Here is a 23,203-nt window from a genome sequence, read left to right on the forward strand (position 1 = left end):
CCCGTGCGTATCCCAATGGGATGGCGCGATTGACGCCTTCCCCGCATCCCCTTTATAGTTGGAAAACGTTTTCCTGAATATTTCGAAGGATCATCCATGAACGAGACATCTGCTGTGCCGCGCAAGCCGTTCCGTCGTCTGCTGCTGACGGGCGCGGGCGGCAACCTGGGCCGCCAGTTGCGCGACGCGCTGGCCGCATGGGCCGACATCGTGCGCGTGAGCGACATTGTCCCTGTGAGCGCCGCGGCCGCGCACGAAGAAGCGAGCGTCGTCGATCTGGCGGATCGCGAAGCCGTGATGCACATGGTCGAAGGCGTCGACGCGATCGTGCATCTGGGCGGCATTTCGATCGACGCGCCGTTCGACGATCTGCTCGAATCCAACATCCGCGGCACGTACAACCTGTACGAAGCGGCGCGCAAACATGGCGTGAAGCGCGTGGTGTTCGCGAGCTCGAATCACGCGATCGGGTTTCATCCCGTCACGGAAGTGCTCGACGCCGATGCGCCGACACGTCCCGACAGCCTGTACGGCGTGACGAAATGCTTCGGCGAGTCGCTGTCGCGTTACTACTTCGATCGCTTCGGCATCGAGACGGTGTGCCTGCGCATCGGCTCATCGTTCGAAGAACCGAAGAATCCGCGCATGCTCGTCACGTACCTGAGCTATCGCGATTTCATCGAACTCGTGCGCTGCTCGCTTTTCACGAACCGTGTCGGACATGCCGTCGTGTATGGCGCGTCGGACAATCCGGTCAAATGGTGGGACAACACGAAAGCGGGCTTTCTCGGCTTCCGTCCGCGCGACAGTTCGGTGCAATTCGCGGAACGCTTCCCTGTCGCGGCGCCGACGCCCGAATACGACGACCCGGCGCAACGCTTCCAGGGCGGCGCATTCGTGCTCGGCGAGCCGATGCAGCGCAAGGCCTGAAGCCCCGTCGTATCAGCGCATGATGCCGTGCAACGCGGCATCCGCAGACACCTGAACGCGCGACGCAGGCACACATCCGCATCGCGCGTCAACCACTAACTCGCTGATCTGATTTATTTTTCTGAGCCGCATTGAATTGCCGGCTCACTTTCGCAGCGTGTACCATGTGACCAGGGCAAAACCCTTGGAGGATGATCATGGACAGGCATGCAGTGCATTACAGGCGCCACGTCATCATCCCACTTGCATCCGTGGCCGCTCGCGGATATGCGGCCAGCGTATTCGTCACCGGCCCGAGCGGACGGCGTAAAGCCTTTGGGATCCTCGGCTACTTTTCTTCCGAGGAAGAGGCGATCGAGTACGCGACGTCATGCGCCAAAGCCCGCATCGAAGGCAATCTGATGCCGGGCCTGCCACGCAAGCTCAGTGCCGTACGGCACTGGTTCCTGCGCCACGGCATGCGCCGTCAAGCGGGGCTGTCCGCAGCCAATCCCTGGGATTGATCGGACAATTTATCGTGCAATTCGCGCGCAATTTTTGGCGCGCGTTCTCGACACGCAAACTAAACCGAAGCGTCCGATAATCAGAGAGCTTCGACACGCCGCGTTCCCTGCGCAGGCACGCACGGCGGTCATTGCCGCCCTCGCCTCCATTGGGATGCGCGAATCTCTGGCTGTCGGCGCGTGTTTTTCACCTGTCAGGCCTGCCAATTGCTCGTTTTTTGTCTGATATATGACGCGAGCAGCCGGTTTATCATGGCCCGCTCACGTTATTCGATCGACCGTCAGTACGTATGATGACCACCCGAAAGATTTTGATGATTCTCGCCGGCCTCGTGCTCGGCGCGGCATTGACCACGTACCTCATGGTGCTTCAGGCGGACCGCCGCGCAACGGCGGAAGCGACTGCAGGCATGGATGAGTCCGCCAACCCTCCCGCCGCCGATTCGCGCGTCAGCGAAAATCACATGACGGAAGGCAGCATCGGTTCGTCGACCCTGCCGCCGGGTGCGGGCACGAAGAGCGCTGCCGTTCGGCAGCAGCCGATCGTACCGGCGCCCGCGCCCGCAGCGCCCGCCCCGATGACGGCAGCGCCTGCGCCCGCTGCGCCTGCACCCGCGCCTACGGCTGCGGCTCCTGCTGCGCCCGCACCTGCGCCTTCGACGAGCATGGCGATCACGCAGCAAAACCTGCAGCAGCAAGCTCAACCTCAGCCGAAGCCGGCGCCGTCGGCGGCTGTCGCCTCGGTGAACGTGCCCGATGCGGCGACACCGAAGGTCGCGCCCGCCCCGCGCTCGCAGCGCGGTCGCGACAGCCTGGACCGCCGCGCCGCGGCGTATCAGGGCGCGACACCGGAAACGGACGAACTCGTGCGACAGTCGTCGAAGCTCGATCCGTTGTTGCCGCCTCCCGCTGCGGCCGCGCCTCCGACCCTCAACAGCGCGAATATGGACCAGCACAACACGTATCGCGGGTCGTACCATTCGGGCGCGGCGCAGACCGATCAACTCGTGCGCGACTCGGCCAAGCTCGATCCCTCGTTGCCGCCGCCCGATATGTCGGCGGTGCGCGCCGCGGCGGAGCAACAGGCTCGCAGCACGAAGCCGACCACCAACACGAACACGAATCCCGTTGCTGCCGCGCTGACGGATCAACTGGTGCGCGACTCCGCCAAGCTCGATCCTTCGCTGCCGCCGCCGAAATAAGCTGAATCCCCGGATGAAAGCCAACACAGCGCCGCTGCTCACGCAGCGGCGCTGTTTTTTTAAGGTTTCGTCAGATCAATCACGCGGCTCAAAAACCTCAAACGGGGAAATCGGTGGATTGCGACAATGCCTTCCACGTCTGCGTTTCCGTCGTCACGAACGCGTTCTTCTCGGCGATCGCCTTCAGTGTGTCGGTGCCGAGCGGCAGACGCACGGGCGGCGTTTGCGCATCGACGAGCGTCACGACGGCCGTCGCCAGCTTCTCCGGATCGCCCGGCTGGTTGTGGTTCAAGTCGACAGCAATGCGGCGCACGTTGCCTGAAGTATCGTCGTAATCGCCAATGATCTCCTTGCCGACCACGAGCGACGACCCATCCAGAAAGTCCGTGCGGAAGTAGCCCGGCTCGACAACGGTCGCGTGAATGCCGAGCGGCTTCAGTTCCGCGTGCAGCGCTTCCGTGATGCCTTCGACGGCGAACTTCGTCGAACAGTACACGCCGAAGCCCGCGCCCGAGCGATAGCCGCCGATCGACGACATGTTGATCACGTGCCCCGAACGCTGCTTGCGCATCACGGGCAGCACGGCGCGCGTCACGTTCAGCAGACCGAATACGTTGGTGTCGTACATGCGGCGCACGTCGGCGTCGCTCGATTCCTCGACGGCTGCCAGCAGACCGAAGCCCGCGTTGTTGATCAGCACGTCGATCCCGCCGAACTTTTCGACAGCCGCCTCGACGGCCGCTTTCGCCTGCGCTGCGTCCGTCACGTCGAGCGCGACGGGCAGCAAGGCGGGCGATTCGCCCAGCCGCTCGACGATCGCGGCGGCATTGCGGCCCGCAGCGACGACGGCATTGCCATCGGCCAGCGCTGCCTTGGCGATCAGCGCACCCAGACCGCGCGATGCGCCCGTGATGAACCAGACGCGCTTGAACTGCTGTTTCGTGACGTTGCTCATTTGCTGCTCCTTCGTTCGTGGTGAAAGTGGAACGAAGAATAGGACGTCCGATTCGCATAAACTAGCCGTCAAATGCTGGACTGATAATCAACCTTTATTTGCTAATCGGAGAGCGCCGTGAACGAGGTCCGCGCCATTTCGATCTTTGTCCGCGCGGCGACGCTGGGCAATCTGCGCAAAGCTGCCGTCGATCAGGGCATTTCGCCCCAAGCGGCCAGCCACGCCGTGATGCAGCTCGAAAAATCGCTCGGCGTGCGTCTGTTTCATCGGACCACGCGCAAGCTGAGCCTGACGGAAGAAGGCGAGCGGCTGCTGCAAAGCGTGGAGCCGGCGCTGGCCACGCTGTCGACGGCGATCGACGACGCCCGCCGCGCGAAAGACGAAGTCGCCGGTCCGCTGCGCGTGAGCGCGCCGATGGCGCTCGGCCGCGCGGTGCTGTGGCCCGTCGTGCTCGAATTCGCCGCCCTTTATCCCGACGTGCAACTGGATGTGCGTTTCGACGATCACTTCACCGATCTCGTCAGCGATCGCGCCGACGTCGGCTTTCGCGGCGGCTCGCCGCCGTCGGGCGGCGCGATCGCGCGGCGGCTGTTGCCCATTCAGCTGATCGTGTGCGCATCGCCGGCGTATATCGAACGGCATGGCAAGCCGATGTCCGTCGAAGACCTGGACACGCACCGCTGCACAGGCTATCGGCGCGCGAACACAGGCAAGCAGGCGCCGTGGGAATTTCTGATCGGCAATGAGATCGTGTATCGCGACGTGGCGGCGACGTTGTGCGCGAACGATATCGACGCGGAAACAGCGGCTGTTCTGGCAGGACTGGCGATTGGCCAGCTGGGCAGTTTTTCGGCCGTCGAGCACATTCGCAGCGGACGGCTCGTGCCGCTGCTCACGCAGCATGTGACGCAGCGCGAGTCGATCTACGTCTACTACCGCAGCCGCACCGAGCAGCCGCTGCGCGTGCGGACGTTCATCGACTTCATGATCGCGCGGCTCGCGGACAACCGGAATTACTTTCTCGAGCCTGCGGAATTGCGTACATAGCGCTGCTTGAGCAAAAACAGTCGCGCGCTTCCGCGCATACGGCGGGAAGCGCGCGACGTGCTGCGGCTCAGACTGCGCGCATTACGGCGTCTTGTTGCGCGGCTTCAGCTTGCCCTGATAACGCAGGATCGGACGAACCGTTTCGGCCTGCGGCGCGACCAGCAACTGACGACGCGCCATCGCACTCACCGGCGGCGTGATCGAGCCGATCGTGGTGGCGCGCGAAGGATCGGCGAGGCCAGAATTCACGAGCATCTTCGCTTCCATCTGCAGGTTGGTCAGCAGCACAGGATCCGTCAACGCACTGCTTTGCGCGAGCAACTGGCTCCACGCGTTGTCGCCGTAGTTCGTCACGTAGTAGTCGAGCCCGCTCGGATCCGCGACGACGGCCGAGCAACCATTGACCCGCACCTGCGTCTGCGTGTCCTGCAGTGCCACCGTCTTGCGTCGCGCGAGACCTTCGCCGTACGCGAGCGTCAACGGAATCGTCCATTGAATGCCCGGATACAGGTTCTGGTTCGGATACGGCGACTGCTTCAGCGTGACGACGGTCTGATTGCTCGTCAGATCGCACTGCGTATCGAGCGACACGAGCGGCACGCCCGTTTGCCGCACGAAGCTGTCGCCGATCGCAACCATTGGCTCGCCGCTCGCCTTCGCCAATTCGTCCCACAGACGCTTCGGCGTCGAGTTGCCGAGTGCGTAGTCCGCCAGATACGACTGCAGGCCCTTGCGCATCACGCCATCGCCGAGATAGTTCTCGATCATCTTCAGCACGATGCCGCCCTTGTCGTACGTGAACGGGCTGGCGCTCAACACGAAGTCGTTCGACGCCCAGTCGTTGAAGTTCGGCTGCACCGGGAACGACGTGTTCTTCAGGTCGCGCGACATCACAGCGTACTTGGTCTTCACTTCGTCGACCCAGCTGAAGCGATCGGGGAAGAACAGGATCTTCGTGCGGTTCTCGAAATACGTCGCGAACGATTCGTTCATCCACACGTCGTCCCACCAGTCGAGCGTCACGAGATCGCCGAACCACTGATGCGCGGCTTCGTGCGTGAGCACGGTCACGCCATAGTCGGACATCGACGTGCCGGGCGGCGGAAGAATGTCGTCGGCGAATTCGAGAATGGCGCCCCAGTTCTCCATCCCCCCGAAGTTCAGATCCTTCTGCTCCTTGAACGCATCGTTCGCGGCGATCGTGTCGAACTTCGTCAGCGGCAGCGGAATGCCCGTGTAACGGTAGTAGTAATCGAGCGCCTGCTTGGTCTGCTGCATCGCGGGCACGGCCCAGTCGCGCATGCCGGGTGGCGTGAAAATCCGCAGATGCAGATTCTTGCCGTCCTTCAGCGGACTCACGAAGTCGTCTTCGAGCGTGTCGAACATGCCGCCGCCGAAGAACAGCAGGTACTGCGGCATCGGCGGCGTCCTGTCGAACGTGACGCGCTTGTAGCCGCTGTCCACGTTGACGGACGGCCCTTCCGCGGCATTCGACACGACCCGCCAGTTCTGCGGCACTTCCGCCGACACTTCATACGTCATGCGGAACGCCGGTTCGTCCCATCCCGGAAACCATTGGCGCGCGAGATTGGTTTCGCCTTGCGTGAGGATCGCGCCGCTCGTGTTGCCGTCGGTTCCTTTCAGGTCGACGCGGAACACGCCTTCCGCCGCCGAGCAGCCGGGATAGGGATCGTCGCCGCAGCTGCCGCCCGTTTTCGTCGCGGGGTCGTCGTAAGTCTTGAAGTTGATGATGCCCGACCACTCCATGTGCAACGAGTAATTACCGGGGCGAATCTGCCCGCTGACGGGCCGCAGTTGATAGAAGTCGCCGTCGTCCTGCGGTGTCGCGATCAGCTGGATGTTGCCCGGCTGCAGCGTCGTCTTGCCGTTCGTGAACTTGATGCGATGCCCCGCGATCACGATCTGGTTGACGTTCTTCGTCACCTGGATCTCGACGTCCGCGCGGCCATCGAAGGCTGACAGATCGGCGTTCGGCCGGAACCACAGCTTGTAGTTGATCGGCTTCACGGTGTCGGGCAACTCGACGGGCGGCACCGTCTTGTTCACCGACGTATCGGCGACGATGGGCGACGTCGGCGCCGCCAGCGCCGGTTGCGACGCCGGAACCGTTGCGCCCGTCTGCGCCGACTTGCTCGAACTCAAACCTCCATCGTCTCCGCCACCACACGCACTCAACGCCAGCGTCGCAGCCAGCATCAGGCACTGCACCTTTAACCGAAAACATAGTCGCATGATTCGTCCTTATCGGATAAAGCAGCTCTGGAAATGTGTGGTTATCGCTTTCTCTTTTTTATTTTAAAAAATCGCGAAAAAAGGTCTCCCTCACGCGCTTTAAGGCGAATGAAAGAATTGCAATAAACAGACAAAAACAGGCCTCGGCCCGATTTGCCGATATTTACCTTTTAAAACGTGAACTAGAGAAAAAACTACGGTATGGCGGCAGAGCGCGCGGCGGCTGCCACGCATATACAGACTCGCATGGCCGACCACGGGCGCATCAATGCTTCGATGCGCCCGCGTGTAATGACTGTCAGCTTACGATGAGCGGTAGATTAGTTGGGCAAACGTCAGCGTGTCAACGTCCATTACAAAATATTTCTCCAACTTTCTTATTATGCTTTATGCGTAATCCGTATTCGATATGGATTGAATAGCCGGGTATCGATTTTGCATCTTCAAACACGCGTTCTTTTAGATCTCATTTAATGGAATTCCGTCCGCCATTTCAAATGCCAGATAATCCGGGTAAATTGCGATTAACAGAACGCATTCGGTGCGTCATGTGCAATCCCGTCCGTCAGAAATGCCATGTGAATCGGCACCCGCCGCGCGGCATCGGACGAAGCCGTCTGCCAAGGGCCCGCATGCTATATTCATCGGACGATTCCAACATCGTTCCCGCGATCCGGTACCACCATCGGACCCCGATGTGACCACGCTTTTCTCCTTTCGCAAATCAGCCGTAGTGGGCCGCGGCTTGACGCCGATGCTCGCGTTCGTCGTCGCGGTCGTGTGCGGGGCGTGTGTTCTCGTCACTGCGGCGCTCTGGGCGCGGCACGCGGATCAGGCGGCCGTTCGCGAACGCGAGAGCCTGATTGCAGGCGATATGGTCGCGTCGATCGAGCGCATTCTCGACAGTGTCGTGTCGCGCGCGCATCTGGAATTATCGACATTGCCGGGACGCCCTTGCCCGCTCGTCGACCATCGCCTGTCCGAGTTGCAGAGCTACGTGCTGTATGTGCGCAGCGTCAATCTCGTGGCCAATCAAAACGTTTATTGTTCTTCGGCGCTGGGCGTGATCGATGTTCCGCTGTCCGCCTGGCTGTCGCCCGCGCCTGCGCGCATCACGCTCGACCTGCTCGCGGGCACGCCGCAGCAGCCTCAAACCCCCGTCATGCCCCTGTATGTTCCGACGGGCAAGGACACGGGTCTGCTGTACGTCGTCGAGACCAGCTATCTCGCGGATACGCTCGCTCACGGCGTGCGTTACGAAGCGGGACAAGTCGTGCTTGTCGTCACGAACGAGCGCGCCCTCGACGCACGCGGCGAAGCGATTTCCACCGGCAGCGTGACGACGATGCGCGGCACGCGCGCATCGTCGCCGCGTTGGGGTTTTTCGATCGTCGTGGTAGCCGCCCCGACCTTCGTCGCGCAAACACACTGGAAATATGGATTGCTTGCGAGCGCAGCGGCCATTCTCGTCAATCTGCTGATCGCCGCCGCGTATCTGATCGCGTTCGCGCCGCGTCGCCTGCTGCTGTCAGCCGTGCGACGCGCGCTGAAGCATGGGCAACTGCACATCGCGTATCAGCCCGTCGTCGAGATCGCCACGCGCCGCATCGCGGGTGTCGAAGCGCTGATACGCTGGACGCATCCGCGCTGGGGCGCCGTGAGTCCCGCGGCGTTCATGGCGGAAGTGGAACGCAGCAGCCTGCTCGCAGGCGTCACGCGCTTCGCGCTGCAGCGCGCGACGGACGACATCATGCAGAAGACCGACATCCGCCCGCTGCGCATCGCCATCAACGTCGCGCCGATGGATCTCGAACGCAAGGACTTCGTTGCGGACGTGCTGGCCGTCCACGCCAAACTGCCCGCCGACATCACGCTCGTGCTCGAAGTGACCGAGCGCTTTCTGATCGACAAGCATCCGCGCACCGACGTGATCTTCAACATGCTGAAGGCGCATGGCGTGCGCTTTGCCATCGACGATTTCGGCACGCAGCACAGCAACCTCGATTTGCTGGGCCGCTTCCCGTTTGATTACGTGAAGATCGACGGGCAGTTCGTGCGGCAAGTGGACCGCCAGGGACGCGAACTGATCCGCGCGATCGCCGCGGTGTCCAGGCATTACGGCATGGAAGTCATCGCCGAAGGCGTCGAAACGGAGTCGCAGCATGAAGCGCTGCGCAGCCTCGGCATCCCTTATGGACAAGGGTATCTGTACCAGCGCCCCGTGCCCGTCTCGCAACTGTTCGCCGATACGGGCGCGAACGTGCTCACGACGAGAACACGCGTCACGCCCTGAACCGCGCCGCGCGACGCGGACAACACACGCTCACAGCCCGAGATCGCTCAAGCCCGGATGATCGTCGGGACGACGGCCTGAAGGCCAGTGGAACTTGCGCTCCGATTCCCTGATCGGCATGTCATTGATACAGGCAAAGCGGCGCTCCATCAGACCGTCTTCGCCGAACTCCCAGTTCTCGTTGCCATACGAGCGAAACCAGTTGCCCGCATCGTCGCGCCACTCGTACGCGTAGCGCACCGCAATCCGGTTGCCGCCGAACGCCCACAACTCCTTGATCAGCCGGTAGTCGAACTCCTTGCGCCATTTGCGCTCGAGAAACGCCTGCGCTTCGGCGCGGTTGTTTGCGAACTCGGCGCGGTTGCGCCACTTCGTATCGAGCGAATACGCGAGCGCGACTTTTGCGGCATCGCGCGAATTCCAGCCGTCTTCGGCAAGGCGCACTTTTTGTTTCGCCGATTCCAGCGTGAACGGCGGCAGCGGCGGACGGACTTCCTGTTGTTGCGTTGACATGCTGACACTCCTTGAGCGGGGTCTACTGCGATGCAAAGCTTGCAAGCGGGCCGGGAAGCCCGCACGCGCCATGGCGATTTCAGAACGGCCTGGTCGGCAGATACTTGCCGTCGAGCGTGATGACGGCACGCTCGCCGCCTTCGGGATCCTTCACTTTCTTGATGTCGAGCTTGAAGTTGATCGCGCTGATGATGCCGTCGCCGAACTGCTCGTGAACCAGCGCCTTCAGCGTCGAGCCGTACACCTGAATCATTTCGTAGAAGCGATAGACGGTCGGATCGGTCGGCACGCCACCGGGGATGCTGCCGCGCAAGGGAATGGTCTGCAGCAGACGCACTGCAGCGTCATCGAGCCCGAGCCGTTCGGCAACCAGCTTCGCCGCCTTCTCGGGCAGGGCGTGCTGGCCGAGCAGCGCAGCCGTCGTGAAAGCGATGCTCAGGCCCGTGCCTTCGTTGATCGCTTCGAATGTGAGGTTCTTGCGCGTCTTCGCGTCGATGATGATTTCCGTCAGTGCTTCGCGTGCGTGCTGGGTGGTTTGCGACTGGGTCATGATGTGTGCTCCTTGAATGAACGGGATGAATCAGTGCGCCGCGACGTATTCGTCGGACGTTGCGGTGACATTGGGATGCGTCGACAGCGAGACGAACTGACGTGTGGCGCTGTCGAGTGCGTCGATGGAACCGGATTCGATGTCGTAGACCCAGCCATGCAGCTTCAGGCGGCCTTGCGCAAGCGCCAGCGCAACGGAAGGATGGGTCTTGAGATTGTTGAGTTGCGCGATCACGTTCTCGCGCACCATCGAGTCGACGCGCTCGCGTTCGCTCGCATGCTCGCGCGATTCGTTGACGAGCTTCGCCGAATCGGCGTAACGCAGCCAGTTGGCGACGGCGGGCATGTGATCGAGACACTTGCAGGTCGCGACGGCCGTCATCGCGCCGCAATCCGAGTGGCCGCAGATCACCACGTCGGTGACGCCGAGCGCGGCCACCGCATATTCGACGGTAGCGGACACGCCGCCCGGTTCCGGGCCGAACGAAGGCACGATATTGCCCGCGTTGCGGATCACGAACAGGTCGCCCGGTTCGCGCTGCGTGACCAGTTCCGGCACCATGCGACTGTCCGAACACGAGATGAACAGCGTGCGCGGCGTCTGGCTGCTCGCGAGCTTGCGGAACAACTCCTTGCGCGCGGGAAACACGTCCCGCTGAAACTTCAGAAAACCGTCTACGATGTCTTGCATCTTGCTCTCCATTCAGGCGCACTGTGCGCTGCGTTGAGCAAAGAATGGACGCAATCAACCATAGTGTCCAAGACCCGTTTATGATGACTATCATAGGAAACACCAATAGTTATCACGCACCGACAACCGCCATGCTGCTACGTCATATCCGTTACTTTCTGGCCGTCGCCGAACACCGCAACTTCACGCGCGCCGCCGAGGCGCTACACGTCTCGCAACCCACGCTGTCGCAGCAGATCCGGCAACTGGAAGACACGCTGCGCACGCAGTTGCTCGACCGCTCGGGCCGAACGGTGCAACTGACGGACGCGGGTGAAGCATGGATGCGCTACGCGAAACTCGCGCTCCAGGACCTCGACGCGGGTGTGAGAGCGATCCACGATGTCGGCGAATTGAGCCGCGGCAATCTGCGCCTCGCCGTTACGCCGACCTTCACGGCATATCTGGTCGGGCCCGTGATCGACCGCTTCCATGCGGCGCATCCGGGCATCGCGATCGACATGCAGGAAATCACGCAGGATCAGATCGAAGCGCATCTGGCCGACGACAGACTCGATGCAGGCATTGCCTTCGAGCCCGTGCATACAGCGGAAATCGAAAGCCAGCCGCTGTTCGAGGAGACGTTGAGTCTGGTGGTCGGCGGCGGCCATGCGCGCGCGACGCGCCGCAAGCCGCTGGGCGCGCAGGACTTCGCGAAAGAGCCGCTGGTGCTGTTGAACACGGCATTCGCGACGCGCCGCTACATCGACGAATATTGCGCGCAGCATCGTATTCGTCCGCGCGTCGTGATTGAGGTGAGTTCGATCAGCGCGATCGTCGAGATCGTGCGGCGCGGTCAGGTTGCGACCGTGCTGCCCGACGGCATCGCGCGCGAGCATGGCGAACTGCATCCCGTCGCCCTCGATCCGCCGCTGCCCGCGCGCATGGCCGCGCTGCTGCAACGCAAGGACGCCTATCGCACGGCGGCAAGCAAGGCATTCGTGCGGATACTGATGGAAAGCATCAAGCGCTGAGCGCTAGGTCTCCATCTCCTCGCCTTGCGCATCGCGCGCGGCGATCTTCAGTTGACGCAGCTTGTGATAGAGCGTCTTCTTCGGCATGCCGAGCGCTTCGCTCGTGTCCGCCACGTTGCCGTGATGACGCCGCAGCATGTCTTCGATCAGCATGCGTTCGAAGTAAGCCATCTGGTCGGCGAGCGAGCCGCCTTTGATCGGTGCCGATGCGTTCGCCCCTTCGGCAAGCAGACTGTCGCCCGTGAGACCGAGCACGAAGCGGTCGGCGACGTTCTGCAGCTCGCGTACGTTGCCGGGCCACGCATGCGTCATCAGTTCCGACACCTGCCCCGCCGACACGATGGGCGCCGGTTGACCGAAGCGGCGCGCCGCCGCCAGCACGAAGTGCTCGAACAGCAGCGGCACGTCTTCGCGCCGTTCACGCAACGGCGACAATTCGATTTGCGCGACGTTCAGCCGGTACAGCAGGTCCGCGCGAAAGCGGCCATCGACCGAAAGCGCCGCGAGATCGGCCTTCGACGCCGCGACCACGCGGCAATCGACGGGAATCGATTCGTTCGCGCCGAGCCGCTCCAGCGTGCGCTCCTGCAGCACGCGCAGCATCTTGATCTGCAGCGCGACGGGCATGGTTTCGATTTCATCGAGAAACAGCGTGCCGCCGTGTGCCCATTCGATCTTGCCGATCCGCTTCTTGATCGCGCCCGTGAACGCGCCTGCTTCGTGGCCGAACAGCTCGCTCTCGAAGATCTGTTCCGGCAGGCCGCCGCAATTGAGCGCGACGAAATGCTTGTCGCGCCGCCCGCCGAAGTCATGCAGGCTGCGCGCGATCAGCTCCTTGCCCGTGCCCGTTTCGCCCGTGATCAGCACCGACACCGACGTATCGGCGAGACGCAGGATCTTCTTGCGCACTTCGGCCATCGCCGGCGACTTGCCGAGCACCAGCGCCTCGATGCCCTGCCAGTTCTGAAGCGCGGCCCGCAAGCCCTGCACTTCGAGCGTGAGGCGGCGCTTTTCGACGGCGCGCGCGACGCGGCCCGCGATATGATCGGAAGAAAAAGGCTTTTCGATGAAGTCGTACGCGCCGACCTGCATCGCACCGACAGCCGTCGAAATATCCGCGTGTCCGCTGATCAGCACGACGGGAATCTGCGCATCGATCGCCATCACCTTGTCGAGCAGCTGCAAGCCGTCGATGCCCGGCATCCGCACGTCCGACACGATCACGAGCGGCGCGCCCGGCGCGACCTCGGCAAGCGCCTGTGCCGCCGACGCAAACGCGCTGACGGGAAAGCCCGCCAGCGCGACGGCCTGCTCGACGCCGAAGCGCACATTCTCGTCGTCCTCGACGACGAGCACGCGAATCTCATCTCCCATGAACCACCCTCTGCGACGTCGCCGCCGCGAATTCGATCGTGAATTGTGCGCCGCTGCGCATGTCGCCGTCCACGAGATTTGTCGCCGAGATCCTGGCGCCGAAGCCCTCGACGATACGCGACGTGATCGCGAGTCCAAGTCCCAGGCCATGTCCGCGCGGCTTCGTCGTCACGAACGGCTCGAACAGATGCGCGAGCACCTCGGGCGCGATGCCCGGACCGCTGTCGGCAATGGTGAACAGCACGCGGTCGCGCTCGTCGGGATCGGCGGCAGCAATACGGATGACGCGACGGTGGCCGTCGCGCACGGCGTCGAGCGCGTTGCCCAGCAGATTGACGATCACCTGTTGCAACTGGCTGGATTCCGCCCACACCGCAGAGCCCGCCGGAATTGTCACGTCGAGTTGCACGCCTTCGTCGCGGATACGCGCTTCGTAGATGAGCCGTGCATGCGCGACCGCTTCGTTCAGCGAAACGGCCACCCGTTCGACATCCGGCTTGCGCGCGAAGGCCTTCAGTTCGCCCGTCAGCACGGCCATGCTGTCGACGAGTTTCGCCACCCGTTCCAGATTCGCCACCGCCTGCGCGGGCTGATTACGCTCGAAGAACGTGCGCGCGTTGTCGCACAGCGTGCGGATCGCGACGAGCGGCTGATTCAGCTCGTGCGTGAGACCCGCGGCCATCTGCCCAAGCACGGCGAGCTTGCCCGCGTGGACGACTTCCTGTTGCGTGTCGCGCAGACGCTGCTCGGTCCTTTTGCGCTCGACGATTTCCTGCTGCATCCGTTCGTTGGCCGCCGTGAGCGCCGCCGTGCGCTGCGCGACGGTCATCTCGAGCCGGTCGTTCGCGAGCCGCAACGCGTCCTGCGCCTTGAGCTTTTCGGCGATCGCGCGGCGCCGCTGGACGGCATACAGCGCATACAGCCCGGCGATCAGAAACGCGCCCGTCACGAACGCGAGCGCAAGCTGCTGCTGATGGCGCGCGCCTGCCACGTCGAGCAGCACCATGACGGAATCGCCCGCTTGCGGTGCTGGCCGCGACATCACGAGAAACTGCGTGCTGCGCCCTTTGTTGCGCCAGTCGGGAAAGCGCCCGAGCCACGCCGTGCCGCTCCAGTCGTCGCCCCGGCGATACGCGAGCACGTCGACAGTGCGGCCCGCGTATTGCCTTGACGCCTGAATTTCGCGCTGCCGGTCGGCGGTGATGGGCTTGAGCGCGGTGAACTTCCACGCCGGCACCGTCGATATGACGATCACGCCGTTGCTGTCGATCACCATCGCCGCTTCGCCCGGTGCGCGCCATGCCGCTTCGAGCGCATCGACGCTCAGCTTGACGGCCGCCGCGCCGATCGGCTTGCCCGCATCGCGCACGGCGCTCGCGAAGTACAGACCCGGCATGCCCGTGTTCGTGCCGATGCCGAAAAAGCGCCCCGTGCCATGCGCAAGCGCATCCTTGAAGTACGGCCGATACGATACGTTGGTGCCGACGAAGCTGAGCGACTGGTTCCAGTTGCTCGCGGCGATCACCTCGCCTTGCAGATCGATCACGTCGACGGCGAGACTGCCCGCGTCGCGGTTGACAGCTTCGAGATAGGTATCGACTTCGTGCACGATTTCAGGCGAAGCGCGCGGACCCGCGCCCAGCAATGCGCGCACGCTGTCCTGCCGCGCCACGATGGCGGGCATCATCTCGAAGCGGCCCAGTTCGCTTTTCAGGCTCGCCGCGTACAGGTCGAGCCGATGCGCGCCGACTTCCGCGAGCGCGTCGATCGCGCGGTTCCACGCGAACTCGACGGCCGCTGCCGCCGCGCCGAAATACAGCGCGGCAGCGGCGGCCCATGCCCACAACGGTATGCCTCTTATTCTTACGCGCACGTTGATCCTCATCGATGCCCGACGCCGGATGCCGTATCGCACATCGGCGCGCGCCGCGTCGGGCACGGCCGCGTCACCCGAAATGCGCGAGCAGGATCAGCGTCATCGTCACCACGATCGCGCCGCCGATACGCGTGGCGATCTGCGCGAACGGCATCAGCGTCATGCGGTTGGCCGCCGTCAGGATCGCGACGTCGCCCGTGCCGCCCTGGCCGCTGTGGCAGGCGTTCACGATCGCGGTGTCGATAGGGTACATCTTCAGGAAGCGCCCAACCACAAAGCCCGTGCCCATCAGCGTCGCGACCGTGACCACGATCGTCACGATGTTGGCGAACGTGAACGCGGCGACCAGCTTGTCCCACGGCGTCATCGCGACGCCGATCGCGAACAGCAGCGGATACGTGACGGCCGTCGAAAAGAACTTGTAGACGACGAACGCGCCTTCCTGCAACTGCGGCGACACCGCGCGCGCGAGCTTCACGATCACCGCGAGGAACAGCATCGCGACGGGCGCGGGCAGGCCGAACAGATTGCGGCACATCAGACCGAGCAGGTACAGCGTGATCGCGGTGATGCCGGCGGCGGCGATATGCGCGACGTCGATATGGCCGGAGATTTCTTCTTTCACCGGATCCATTTCATCCGTCTCGCCGACCTGCAGGCGACCGTTGCCCGTCAGATGCGGCAGACGTTTGCCGAGCATGTCGAGCGCGCCCGACAGCACGATCGCCGTGAGGCTGCCGAGCATCACAGGCGGCAGCACCTGCGCGAACAGTTCGCCCTGCGGCAGATGCATGATTTCCGAGTAGCCGATCGACAGCGGAATCGCGCCTTCGCCGACGCCGCCCGCCATGATGGGCACGACGATATACAGCAGCGTATGCCGCACGCCGAGTCCGAACGCCGCGCCAACCGCCGTGCCGACGATAGCGGCAGCGATCGAGCCGACGGCCAGCGGCACGAAGATTTTCACGAAGCCCTGGATCAGCACGCGCCGGTCCATGCTCAGAATGCTCCCGACGATGATGGACGCGATGAACAGATACAGGAAGTTCGTCGACTTGGTGAACTCTGTCGTCAGATGGAGGATGGGCTTCGGCAGCAGGTGGTAGTACGTGAGCGCGGACGGCACGAAGGTCGCGCAGATCGCGGCTGCGCCGATGTTGCGCAGGACCGGCAGACGCTTGCCGAGTTCGGCGCAGGTGAAGCCGAAGAACGCGAGCACGGCGATCGCCATCGAGATTTCGCCGGGCACTTTGCCCGTCACCGCGAACCCCGCGATCAGCGCGAGCAGGATGAAATAGACGGGCAGCGGAATAATGCCGATCCGGTATTCCATCAGCTTCCACCAGCCTTCGGGCCAGAAGCGGGTCTTGGTGTCGGGTTGCTGCGCGGGAACCGGCTGCGAATGGCCGGATGCGTGAGTTGGGGTTGCCAAAGCGTGTCTCCTTGATTTGCGATGCGCGGGCGGCATCGCTTTTCGATGGCCTGATGGCCAGTGGACGCCTTTAACGCAAAGGCCATGCCAATTGTTCAGCCACGCATATGCAATTGATTTGCAAGGATTTTTCTCGCGACGAGGCAGAAAAGCACGCAGCCTGTTCTGAGACTTCAGAATTGGGCTCGCGAGCCAGGCTGAGATTTCAGCCATTCGCTAGAATCGCTGCAGGGATCGACGGCGACGGGAGACAACCATGCAGGACACGTGGCAGTTCCAGATCAGGATCACCGTTTCGGACGAACGGGCCAGCGCGTTGCGCGCGGATCCCGAAGCGAAGTCGTATGCACCGCTTCACGACCTGTTGAGCCGGCACAACGCGGCGCTGGTATGCCAGTTCGACGCGTTCGCCGGTTACGTCGCGGAAGCGGAACGGGCCGGGACGCAGGACTATCCGCTCTACGAATGGACGCGGCAGACCATCGACAACCCGGAGAAGAAAGCGAAATACCTGCGCTCGTTCACCGTCTACGTAGACGGCGAGCAGGTGTATGCAAGGGAAACAGCGGATTCGCTCGAAGCGGCGCTTGCTTCGTTATCGAAGCAGGACCGCGAAGCGGGAATCGACCGTGTCTTCAGGTACGACACGAACCCCGCCAACAACCCGCAGCCGCCGCACGCGAGCGGCGGCGAGCCGCGGTAACCGGTCCGCGCGTCCGTCTTGTGCCGGACGCCTGCGGACCATTTGCGAGGCTACGCATTCAAACCAGCGTGATCTCGACATCGATATTGCCGCGCGTCGCCTTCGAATACGGACACGTCTGGTGGGCCGCATCGACGATCTTCTGTGCGACGTCGCGCTCCACATCCGGCAGGCTCACGTTGAGGCGCGCCTGCAGGAAGTAGCCGCCCTCACCCGTGCCGAGATCGACTTCGGCGTTCACGCTGGTGTCGGCGGGCAGCGCCACTTTCAGCTCGCGCGCCGCGAGTCCCATTGCGCCGATGAAACACGCCGACCAGCCGGCCGCGAACAGTTGCTCCGGGTTCGTGCCCTTGCCGTTCGAGCCCGGCGGCGACAGCTCGATGTCCAGACGGCCGTCGGAACTGCGTGCCGCGCCTTCGCGGCCGCCCGTCGTTTGCGTCTCGCCCGTGTAAAGCACGTTGTCGATTCTTGCCATGGTCGTTTCTCCTTCGCCCGTGAATTAGTGATGCTTGAAGGTCGACGTGCTGAACTGGCCCGAGATGGTGCGTGCGCCCGACTGAACCGTCTGGTCTGCGACGCCGCCCATGTCGTCGTTGACGGCCGCGTTGCGGCCTGCGTCGGCGACGATCGCAGCGGGGCCTTGCTGGGAAGCCGGCGCGCCTTGCAGCGGGCTGTAATGCGGCGCAGGACCGAAACCGCTGGCGAATGCCGACGAGGAAGCTGCCACGCCAACTGCAAACCAGACTGCGACTTTGAAGAACTTGTTCATGTTTGACTCCGCTATTTGAAGGTGAAGGCCCTCACCCGAGGGCGCCATGTTTTTCGATACCAGGTGGATCACGCCTGTCAGGCATCACCACCTTCTTAACCGCACACGATTAGATCGCGTACGATACATTCTAGCCGGAAAATTCTGTCTGTCAAGCATGCGATTAAATCGCGTGCGATATGTATTTCGAAAAAAATGCCGGAACCCGGCTCGATGTCGACGGCGCACGGAGGCGCCGGCAGGACGCGGCCAACACGCCGCGCCCCGATTCGCTGCGTGGAAACGCCCTTATTCCTGCTCGCTCACGGCTTTGATCAGGTTGTTGCGCAGATTGACGATCGATTTCTGCATCTTCGCAAACTCGTCCGGCGCGAGGCCGCAGGCCTCCACCAGGTCCATGCCAAACGCCTTTTCACGCAGACGCCGGCCGGCCTTGGTGAGACTCACGCGCACCTGGCGCTCGTCTTCGGGGTCGCGCTGGCGCTCCAGATAACCCATGCCTTCGAGTTTCTTCAGGATCGGCGTGAGCGTGTTCGATTCGAGAAACAGCTTTTCACCGAGGCTGCTGACCGTCTGGTTGTCCTCTTCCCACAGCGCAATCACGGTAATGTATTGCGTGTACGTGAGCCCCAGTTCTTCCAGAATCGGCTTGTAGGCCTTGCCGAACGCGAGGTTCGCCGAATAAACGGCAAAGCACAGGAAGTCGGCGAGCTTCGGATTCGTGTCTTCTGCCTTGGCGGTGGTCTTCATTTGCGTCCTCGTCAGCACGAGACGGATGTCTCTCGAAGAACGCATTATACATCGTGTGCGATTTAATCGGAAATGCTTGACACGATGCCGGGGTCGCGGTTAGGCGCGCGATCGCGCGCCGCCCGCCTCAATAGACGTCGCGCACGTAGCGCCGGTTCTTCGCCATGGCGCCGACGTATTCGTCCGCGCGTTCCGCGCTCATGCCGCCGTGCTGCGCGACGACTTCCTTCAGCGCGGCGTCGACGTCCTTCGCCATCCGGCTGGCGTCGCCGCACACATAGAAGTGCGCGCCCTCTTCGAGCCATGACCACAGTTGCGCGCCCTGCTCGCGCATGCGGTCCTGCACGTAGACCTTGTCGGACTGATCGCGCGAAAACGCCAGATCGAGCCGCGTCAGCAGGCCGCTTTTCTGCATGCCTTCGAGTTCGTCGCGATAGTAGAAGTCGGTTGCCGCATGCTGTTCGCCGAAGAACAGCCAGTTGCGCCCTTGCGCGCCGCGCGCGGCGCGTTCATGCAGGAAGCCGCGGAACGGCGCGACGCCCGTGCCGGGGCCGACCATGATCATCGGCGTGTCGCCACTGCGCGGCGGGCGGAAGTGCGCGGACTTCTGCACGAAGACTGGCACGCTGACATCGTGCGCGCGGTCCGCGAGAAATGTCGACGACACGCCCTTGCGGTTGCGCCGTCCGTTGTTGTAGCGCACGGCGGCCACCGTCAGATGCACCTCGCCCGCATGCGCCTTCGGGCTCGACGCGATCGAATAGAGACGCGGCTGCAAACGCTTGAGCACGCCGAGCAGCTCGCCCGCCGACAGATCGACGGGAAACTCGTGCAGCACGTCGGCAAGCTGCTGGCCCCACAGCCATTGCTTGAGATCGCCCTTGCGTTCATCCGTCAGCAGCTTTGCGAGCGCATCGTTGCGGCTGCGCGATGCGATCAGCTGCAACGCCTCGACGCTCGGCCGCGCGATTTCATAGTGCCGCGTGAGTGCCTCGGCGATCCGCATATCGCCGACGCCCGCCACATGCACCGATGCATCCGCCTTCACGCCCGACAGGTCGATCAGTTCGTCGACGAGTTCGGGGCAGTTTCTCGGCCACACGCCCAGCGCATCACCCGCTTCGTATTCGAGATTCGCGTCGCCGATCGCCAGCGAGAAGTAGCGCGTATCCTTCGAGCCGTTGCGGTTCAAACGCAGATTCTCGACGAGCCGCGATTGCGCGGGACTCGCTTTGGACGGCGAGGCGCCCGGCAACACAGCGGGAATCACGCCTTGCGCAGGCACGGCATACAGCGATGCATCGTCTTCCTTGATCTTCGCGATCACGGCATCGAGCCACTTGTCGGCGGCGTGCTGAAAATCCGTGTCGCAATCGACGCGCACGTGCAGCCGCTTCGCGCCCAGTTCGGCAAACCGCGCATCCAGCTTGCGCCCGTGGCCGCAGAACTGGTCGTAGGTGGGATCGCCGAATCCAAGCACCGCGTATTGCTGATCGGCGAGGCGAGGCGCCGTGTCGGCCTGCAACGCGTTCCAGAAGCTCTGGCCGTTGTCGGGCGCATCGCCGTCGCCGAACGTGCTTGTCATCACGAGCACGTACTTTGCCTGCGACAACGCGGCGACGGGATAGTCCGCCATGCACGACATGCGGATTTCAAAGCCCGACTCCATCAACTGCGTCGCGTATTGCTCGGTCAGCGATTCGACGTTGCCCGTCTGCGACGCCCACAGCAGCACGACCTTGGGGCGCGCATGCGCGATGCGCACGGCAGACGCGCCGTCCGTTGCGAACTGTGCGCCTGAAGGCAACGCGGCGGGCACATCCGTCGCCGCGCGGCTGAACAGGCCCGCGAGCACGCCGTCGAACCACAGGCGCGTGCTTGCGGGAAGCGGCGCGCTGGCGGGCAACGCGGGCACGCCGCGAGCTTCGCCTTGCGACGAACGCAAACCGCTGATGAAACCGGCGACATAGACGCGCGACGCGTCGTCCAGCGTCGGCGCGGGCGTGTCGGTGATGCCGAGCATGGCGGCGAGAGCGTCGATACGGGACATATCCAGTTCCTGTTGCTGACCGGCGTGCGCGACGGGCGTGCCGCTCGCGACGACGGGTGCTGCATGAATGTGATGTGCCGGTGCTTCGTCGGCGAGTTCGTCCGTCTCTGCTGTTTCGGCTTCGACGCGCGTCAGCGCCACCGCGCAGAACTTCAGCTCGGGCTGCTGCGAAATCGCGTCGATGGCATCGCTCGTCACGGCGTTGATGCACAGATCGTCGCCATACACGTCGTTCCAGTGCATCGGCGCGAAGCAGTTGCCCGCGCGCACGCGCTCCGTGACGACAGCGGGCAGCACCGCGCGGCCACGCCGCGAGCGGATCTCGATGCGATCCTTGTCGCGCACGCCGAGCGAAGCGGCGTCTTCCGGATGCAGTTCGACGAACGGAGCAGGATTCAGCCGGTTCAGCATCGGCACCTTGCCCGTCTTCGTCATCGTGTGCCACTGGTGTTGCAGACGGCCCGTGTTCAGCACGATCGGGAATTCAGCGACCGGCATTTCGGCAGGATTCACATGCGGACGCGCGAAGAACATCGCCTTGCCGCTCGCGGTCGGAAACGCGAGCGCGGGACGCGTGCCGTCGGGCAGCACTGTCAGCGTCTGGCTGACACCGTCGTTGACGTAGCGCAGCGGATTGCGGTCCTCTGCGGAATCGGGCGCACACGGCCATTGCAGCGGCGTCTCGCGCAGGCGCGCGTGGCTTGCGCCGCGCAGGTCGTAGCCCGTCTTCGGATTCGACGCGCGCACGATCTCGTCGAACACCTCCGCCGCCGATGCATACGTGAATGCGTCCGCAAAGCCCATCTCGCAAGCGACGCGCGCGATGATCTGCCAGTCGGCGAGCGCGGCGCCCGGCGGATCGATCGCCTTCTGCATCAGCGACATGTTGCGCTCGGAGTTGATCATCACGCCTTCCGCTTCGGCCCACAGCGCGCCGGGCAGCAGCACATCGGCGTAGCGGTTGGTTTCCGTGTCGAGGAACGCGTCCTGTGCGATCACGAGTTCCGCGGCCTGCAATCCGGCAATCGCGTTCTGCCGGTTCGCGACGCTCGCCACCGGGTTCGTGCAGATGATCCAGCACGCCTTGATCTCGCCTGCCGACATCCGCTCGAACATGTCGACGGTGCCGCCGCCGAGCTTCGTCGTGAGCGTGCCGCGCGGCACTTGCCACAGGTCTTCGATGAACGCGCGGTCTTCTTCGACCAGCACCGAGCGCTGACCAGGCAAGCCCGGGCCCATATAGCCCATCTCGCGGCCGCCCATCGCATTCGGCTGACCCGTCAGCGAAAACGGACCGCTGCCGGGGCGGCAGATCTTGCCTGTTGCCAGATGCAGGTTGCAGATCGCGTTCGTGTTCCAGGTGCCGTGCGTGCTCTGGTTCAGCCCCATCGTCCAGCAGCTGATGAACTCGGGCGCATCGCCGATCCATTGCGCGGCCTGACGGATATCGGCTTCAGGAATGCCCGTGATTTCAGCGACTTTTTCCGGCGTGTAGTCGTCGAGAAACGCGGGCATCGCGTCCCAGCCTTCCGTGAAACCGGCCATGAAGCGCGCGTCGGTACGTCCGTTCTCATGCAGCAGATGCAGCAGACCGTTGAGCAGCGCGAGATCGGTGCCCGGTTTGATCTGCATGAACAGGTTCGCTTTCTCGGCCGTCGTGTTGCGGCGCGGATCGACGACGATCAGCTTCGCGCCCGCCTTCACGCGATCCATCATCCGCAGATACAGAATGGGGTGACAGTCGGCCATGTTCGCGCCGATCACGAAGAACAGATTCGTCCTGTCGAAATCCTGATATGAACCCGGCGGCCCGTCCGCGCCCAGCGACAGCTTGTAGCCGCTGCCCGCGCTCGCCATGCACAGCCGCGAGTTCGACTCGATGTTGTTCGTGCCGACGAAGCCCTTCGCGAGCTTGTTCACGAGATACTGCGCCTCGATCGACATCTGCCCCGACACATAGAACGACAGCGCATCGGGACCGTGTTCGTCGAGAATCGCGCGCAGACGGCGAGCCGTGTCGGGAATCGCGAGATCCACGGGGACGGGAATCGGATCGGCGTCGCGCGTGCGGCGTTCGAACGCGCCTTCGAGGCGGCCAGCGTTACGCAGCGCGACGTGCGCCGACTGGCCTTTCGTGCACAGCCTGCCGTAGTTCGTCGGATGATCCTTGTCGCCGGAAATCTTGACGACCTGCCCTTCCTCGACGTGCAGCACCATGCCGCAACCGACACCGCAGTAAGGGCAAACCGTCTTGATGTTCTCGCACGCCATGGCAAAGGTCCGTTAAAAGCTCACAC

19 protein-coding genes are annotated in these 23,203 nt (G+C 63.4%); 7 read left to right on the forward strand and 12 right to left on the reverse strand.

Going from position 1 to position 23,203, the window contains the following annotated elements; all coding sequences use genetic code 11:
- The first annotated feature begins 96 nt into the window (after window positions 1-96).
- The 3 genes from FRZ40_RS37855 (at window position 97) to FRZ40_RS37865 (ending at window position 2,635) form a co-directional block, all read left to right on the forward strand.
- The gene (locus tag FRZ40_RS37855; RefSeq protein ID WP_147237605.1) at window positions 97-930 is read left to right on the forward strand and encodes an NAD-dependent epimerase/dehydratase family protein; all 834 of its coding nucleotides are present in this window, start codon (window positions 97-99) and stop codon (window positions 928-930) included.
- Between the two features lie 197 nt (window positions 931-1,127).
- Window positions 1,128-1,433, forward strand: coding sequence for a hypothetical protein (locus FRZ40_RS37860; RefSeq protein WP_028366238.1), 306 nt, complete (start codon window positions 1,128-1,130; stop codon window positions 1,431-1,433).
- Window positions 1,434-1,723: 290 nt separating this feature from the next.
- Window positions 1,724-2,635: a hypothetical protein gene (locus tag FRZ40_RS37865; protein ID WP_147237606.1), complete on the forward strand. Its 912-nt coding sequence runs from the start codon at window positions 1,724-1,726 to the stop codon at window positions 2,633-2,635.
- 97 nt (window positions 2,636-2,732) lie between these two features.
- Here FRZ40_RS37865 and FRZ40_RS37870 read toward each other — a convergent pair whose 3' ends face one another.
- Entirely contained in the window at window positions 2,733-3,590 is an 858-nt protein-coding gene (locus tag FRZ40_RS37870; protein ID WP_147237607.1) for an oxidoreductase, read from the reverse strand.
- Window positions 3,591-3,707: 117 nt separating this feature from the next.
- On the opposite strand from FRZ40_RS37870, the gene FRZ40_RS37875 reads away from it, so the two are divergent.
- The gene (locus FRZ40_RS37875) at window positions 3,708-4,637 is read left to right on the forward strand and encodes a LysR family transcriptional regulator (RefSeq protein WP_147237608.1); all 930 of its coding nucleotides are present in this window, start codon (window positions 3,708-3,710) and stop codon (window positions 4,635-4,637) included.
- 81 nt (window positions 4,638-4,718) lie between these two features.
- On the opposite strand, the gene FRZ40_RS37880 is transcribed toward FRZ40_RS37875, so the two are convergent.
- The gene (locus FRZ40_RS37880; protein WP_147237609.1) at window positions 4,719-6,890 is read right to left on the reverse strand and encodes a M1 family metallopeptidase; all 2,172 of its coding nucleotides are present in this window, start codon (window positions 6,888-6,890) and stop codon (window positions 4,719-4,721) included.
- A 697-nt stretch (window positions 6,891-7,587) separates the two neighbouring features.
- Here FRZ40_RS37880 and FRZ40_RS37885 point away from each other — a divergent pair.
- Window positions 7,588-9,183 (forward strand): EAL domain-containing protein, encoded by a 1,596-nt coding sequence (locus FRZ40_RS37885; RefSeq protein WP_240057457.1) that lies wholly within the window; start codon window positions 7,588-7,590, stop codon window positions 9,181-9,183.
- 30 nt (window positions 9,184-9,213) lie between these two features.
- Here the strand turns inward: FRZ40_RS37885 and FRZ40_RS37890 are convergent, their stop codons facing one another.
- From FRZ40_RS37890 to FRZ40_RS37900, 3 genes are all read right to left on the reverse strand, one after another.
- Window positions 9,214-9,696 carry a nuclear transport factor 2 family protein gene (locus tag FRZ40_RS37890; protein ID WP_147237610.1) on the reverse strand — a complete coding sequence of 161 codons (483 nt, stop codon included), beginning with the start codon at window positions 9,694-9,696 and terminating at the stop codon, window positions 9,214-9,216.
- Window positions 9,697-9,775: 79 nt separating this feature from the next.
- Window positions 9,776-10,246, reverse strand: coding sequence for a cyanase (cynS, locus tag FRZ40_RS37895; RefSeq protein ID WP_147237611.1), 471 nt, complete (start codon window positions 10,244-10,246; stop codon window positions 9,776-9,778).
- Window positions 10,247-10,276: 30 nt separating this feature from the next.
- Window positions 10,277-10,936 (reverse strand): carbonic anhydrase, encoded by a 660-nt coding sequence (locus FRZ40_RS37900; RefSeq protein ID WP_147237612.1) that lies wholly within the window; start codon window positions 10,934-10,936, stop codon window positions 10,277-10,279.
- 131 nt (window positions 10,937-11,067) lie between these two features.
- On the opposite strand from FRZ40_RS37900, the gene cynR reads away from it, so the two are divergent.
- On the forward strand, window positions 11,068-11,949 hold the full coding sequence (cynR, locus tag FRZ40_RS37905; RefSeq protein ID WP_147237613.1) for a transcriptional regulator CynR: 882 nt from the start codon (window positions 11,068-11,070) through the stop codon (window positions 11,947-11,949).
- A 3-nt stretch (window positions 11,950-11,952) separates the two neighbouring features.
- Here cynR and FRZ40_RS37910 read toward each other — a convergent pair whose 3' ends face one another.
- The 3 genes from FRZ40_RS37910 to FRZ40_RS37920 form a co-directional block, all read right to left on the reverse strand.
- Window positions 11,953-13,323, reverse strand: a complete 1,371-nt coding sequence (locus FRZ40_RS37910; protein ID WP_147237614.1) for a sigma-54-dependent transcriptional regulator — start codon at window positions 13,321-13,323, stop codon at window positions 11,953-11,955.
- Entirely contained in the window at window positions 13,313-15,208 is a 1,896-nt protein-coding gene (locus FRZ40_RS37915; protein ID WP_147237615.1) for a sensor histidine kinase, read from the reverse strand. Before FRZ40_RS37915 ends, FRZ40_RS37910 begins: the two co-directional genes overlap by 11 nt.
- A gap of 61 nt (window positions 15,209-15,269) precedes the next feature.
- Complete coding sequence (locus tag FRZ40_RS37920; protein WP_147237616.1) at window positions 15,270-16,634, reverse strand: 2-hydroxycarboxylate transporter family protein; 1,365 nt, start codon at window positions 16,632-16,634, stop codon at window positions 15,270-15,272.
- 256 nt (window positions 16,635-16,890) lie between these two features.
- On the opposite strand from FRZ40_RS37920, the gene FRZ40_RS37925 reads away from it, so the two are divergent.
- A complete protein-coding gene (locus FRZ40_RS37925) occupies window positions 16,891-17,337 on the forward strand; it encodes a hypothetical protein (RefSeq protein WP_147237617.1) in 447 nt (148 codons plus the stop codon).
- 58 nt (window positions 17,338-17,395) lie between these two features.
- On the opposite strand, the gene FRZ40_RS37930 is transcribed toward FRZ40_RS37925, so the two are convergent.
- The 4 genes from FRZ40_RS37930 to FRZ40_RS37945 all read right to left on the reverse strand — a co-directional run bounded on the left by FRZ40_RS37930 (window position 17,396) and on the right by FRZ40_RS37945 (window position 23,177).
- Window positions 17,396-17,812 (reverse strand): organic hydroperoxide resistance protein, encoded by a 417-nt coding sequence (locus FRZ40_RS37930; RefSeq protein WP_147237618.1) that lies wholly within the window; start codon window positions 17,810-17,812, stop codon window positions 17,396-17,398.
- 24 nt (window positions 17,813-17,836) lie between these two features.
- Entirely contained in the window at window positions 17,837-18,106 is a 270-nt protein-coding gene (locus FRZ40_RS37935) for a hypothetical protein (RefSeq protein WP_147237619.1), read from the reverse strand.
- Window positions 18,107-18,394: 288 nt separating this feature from the next.
- Window positions 18,395-18,856, reverse strand: coding sequence for a MarR family winged helix-turn-helix transcriptional regulator (locus FRZ40_RS37940; RefSeq protein ID WP_028366222.1), 462 nt, complete (start codon window positions 18,854-18,856; stop codon window positions 18,395-18,397).
- Window positions 18,857-18,983: 127 nt separating this feature from the next.
- Entirely contained in the window at window positions 18,984-23,177 is a 4,194-nt protein-coding gene (locus tag FRZ40_RS37945; protein ID WP_147237620.1) for a sulfite reductase subunit alpha, read from the reverse strand.
- Window positions 23,178-23,203 lie beyond the last annotated feature (26 nt).

The organism is Paraburkholderia azotifigens (genome assembly GCF_007995085.1).
GTDB lineage: Bacteria > Pseudomonadota > Gammaproteobacteria > Burkholderiales > Burkholderiaceae > Paraburkholderia > Paraburkholderia azotifigens.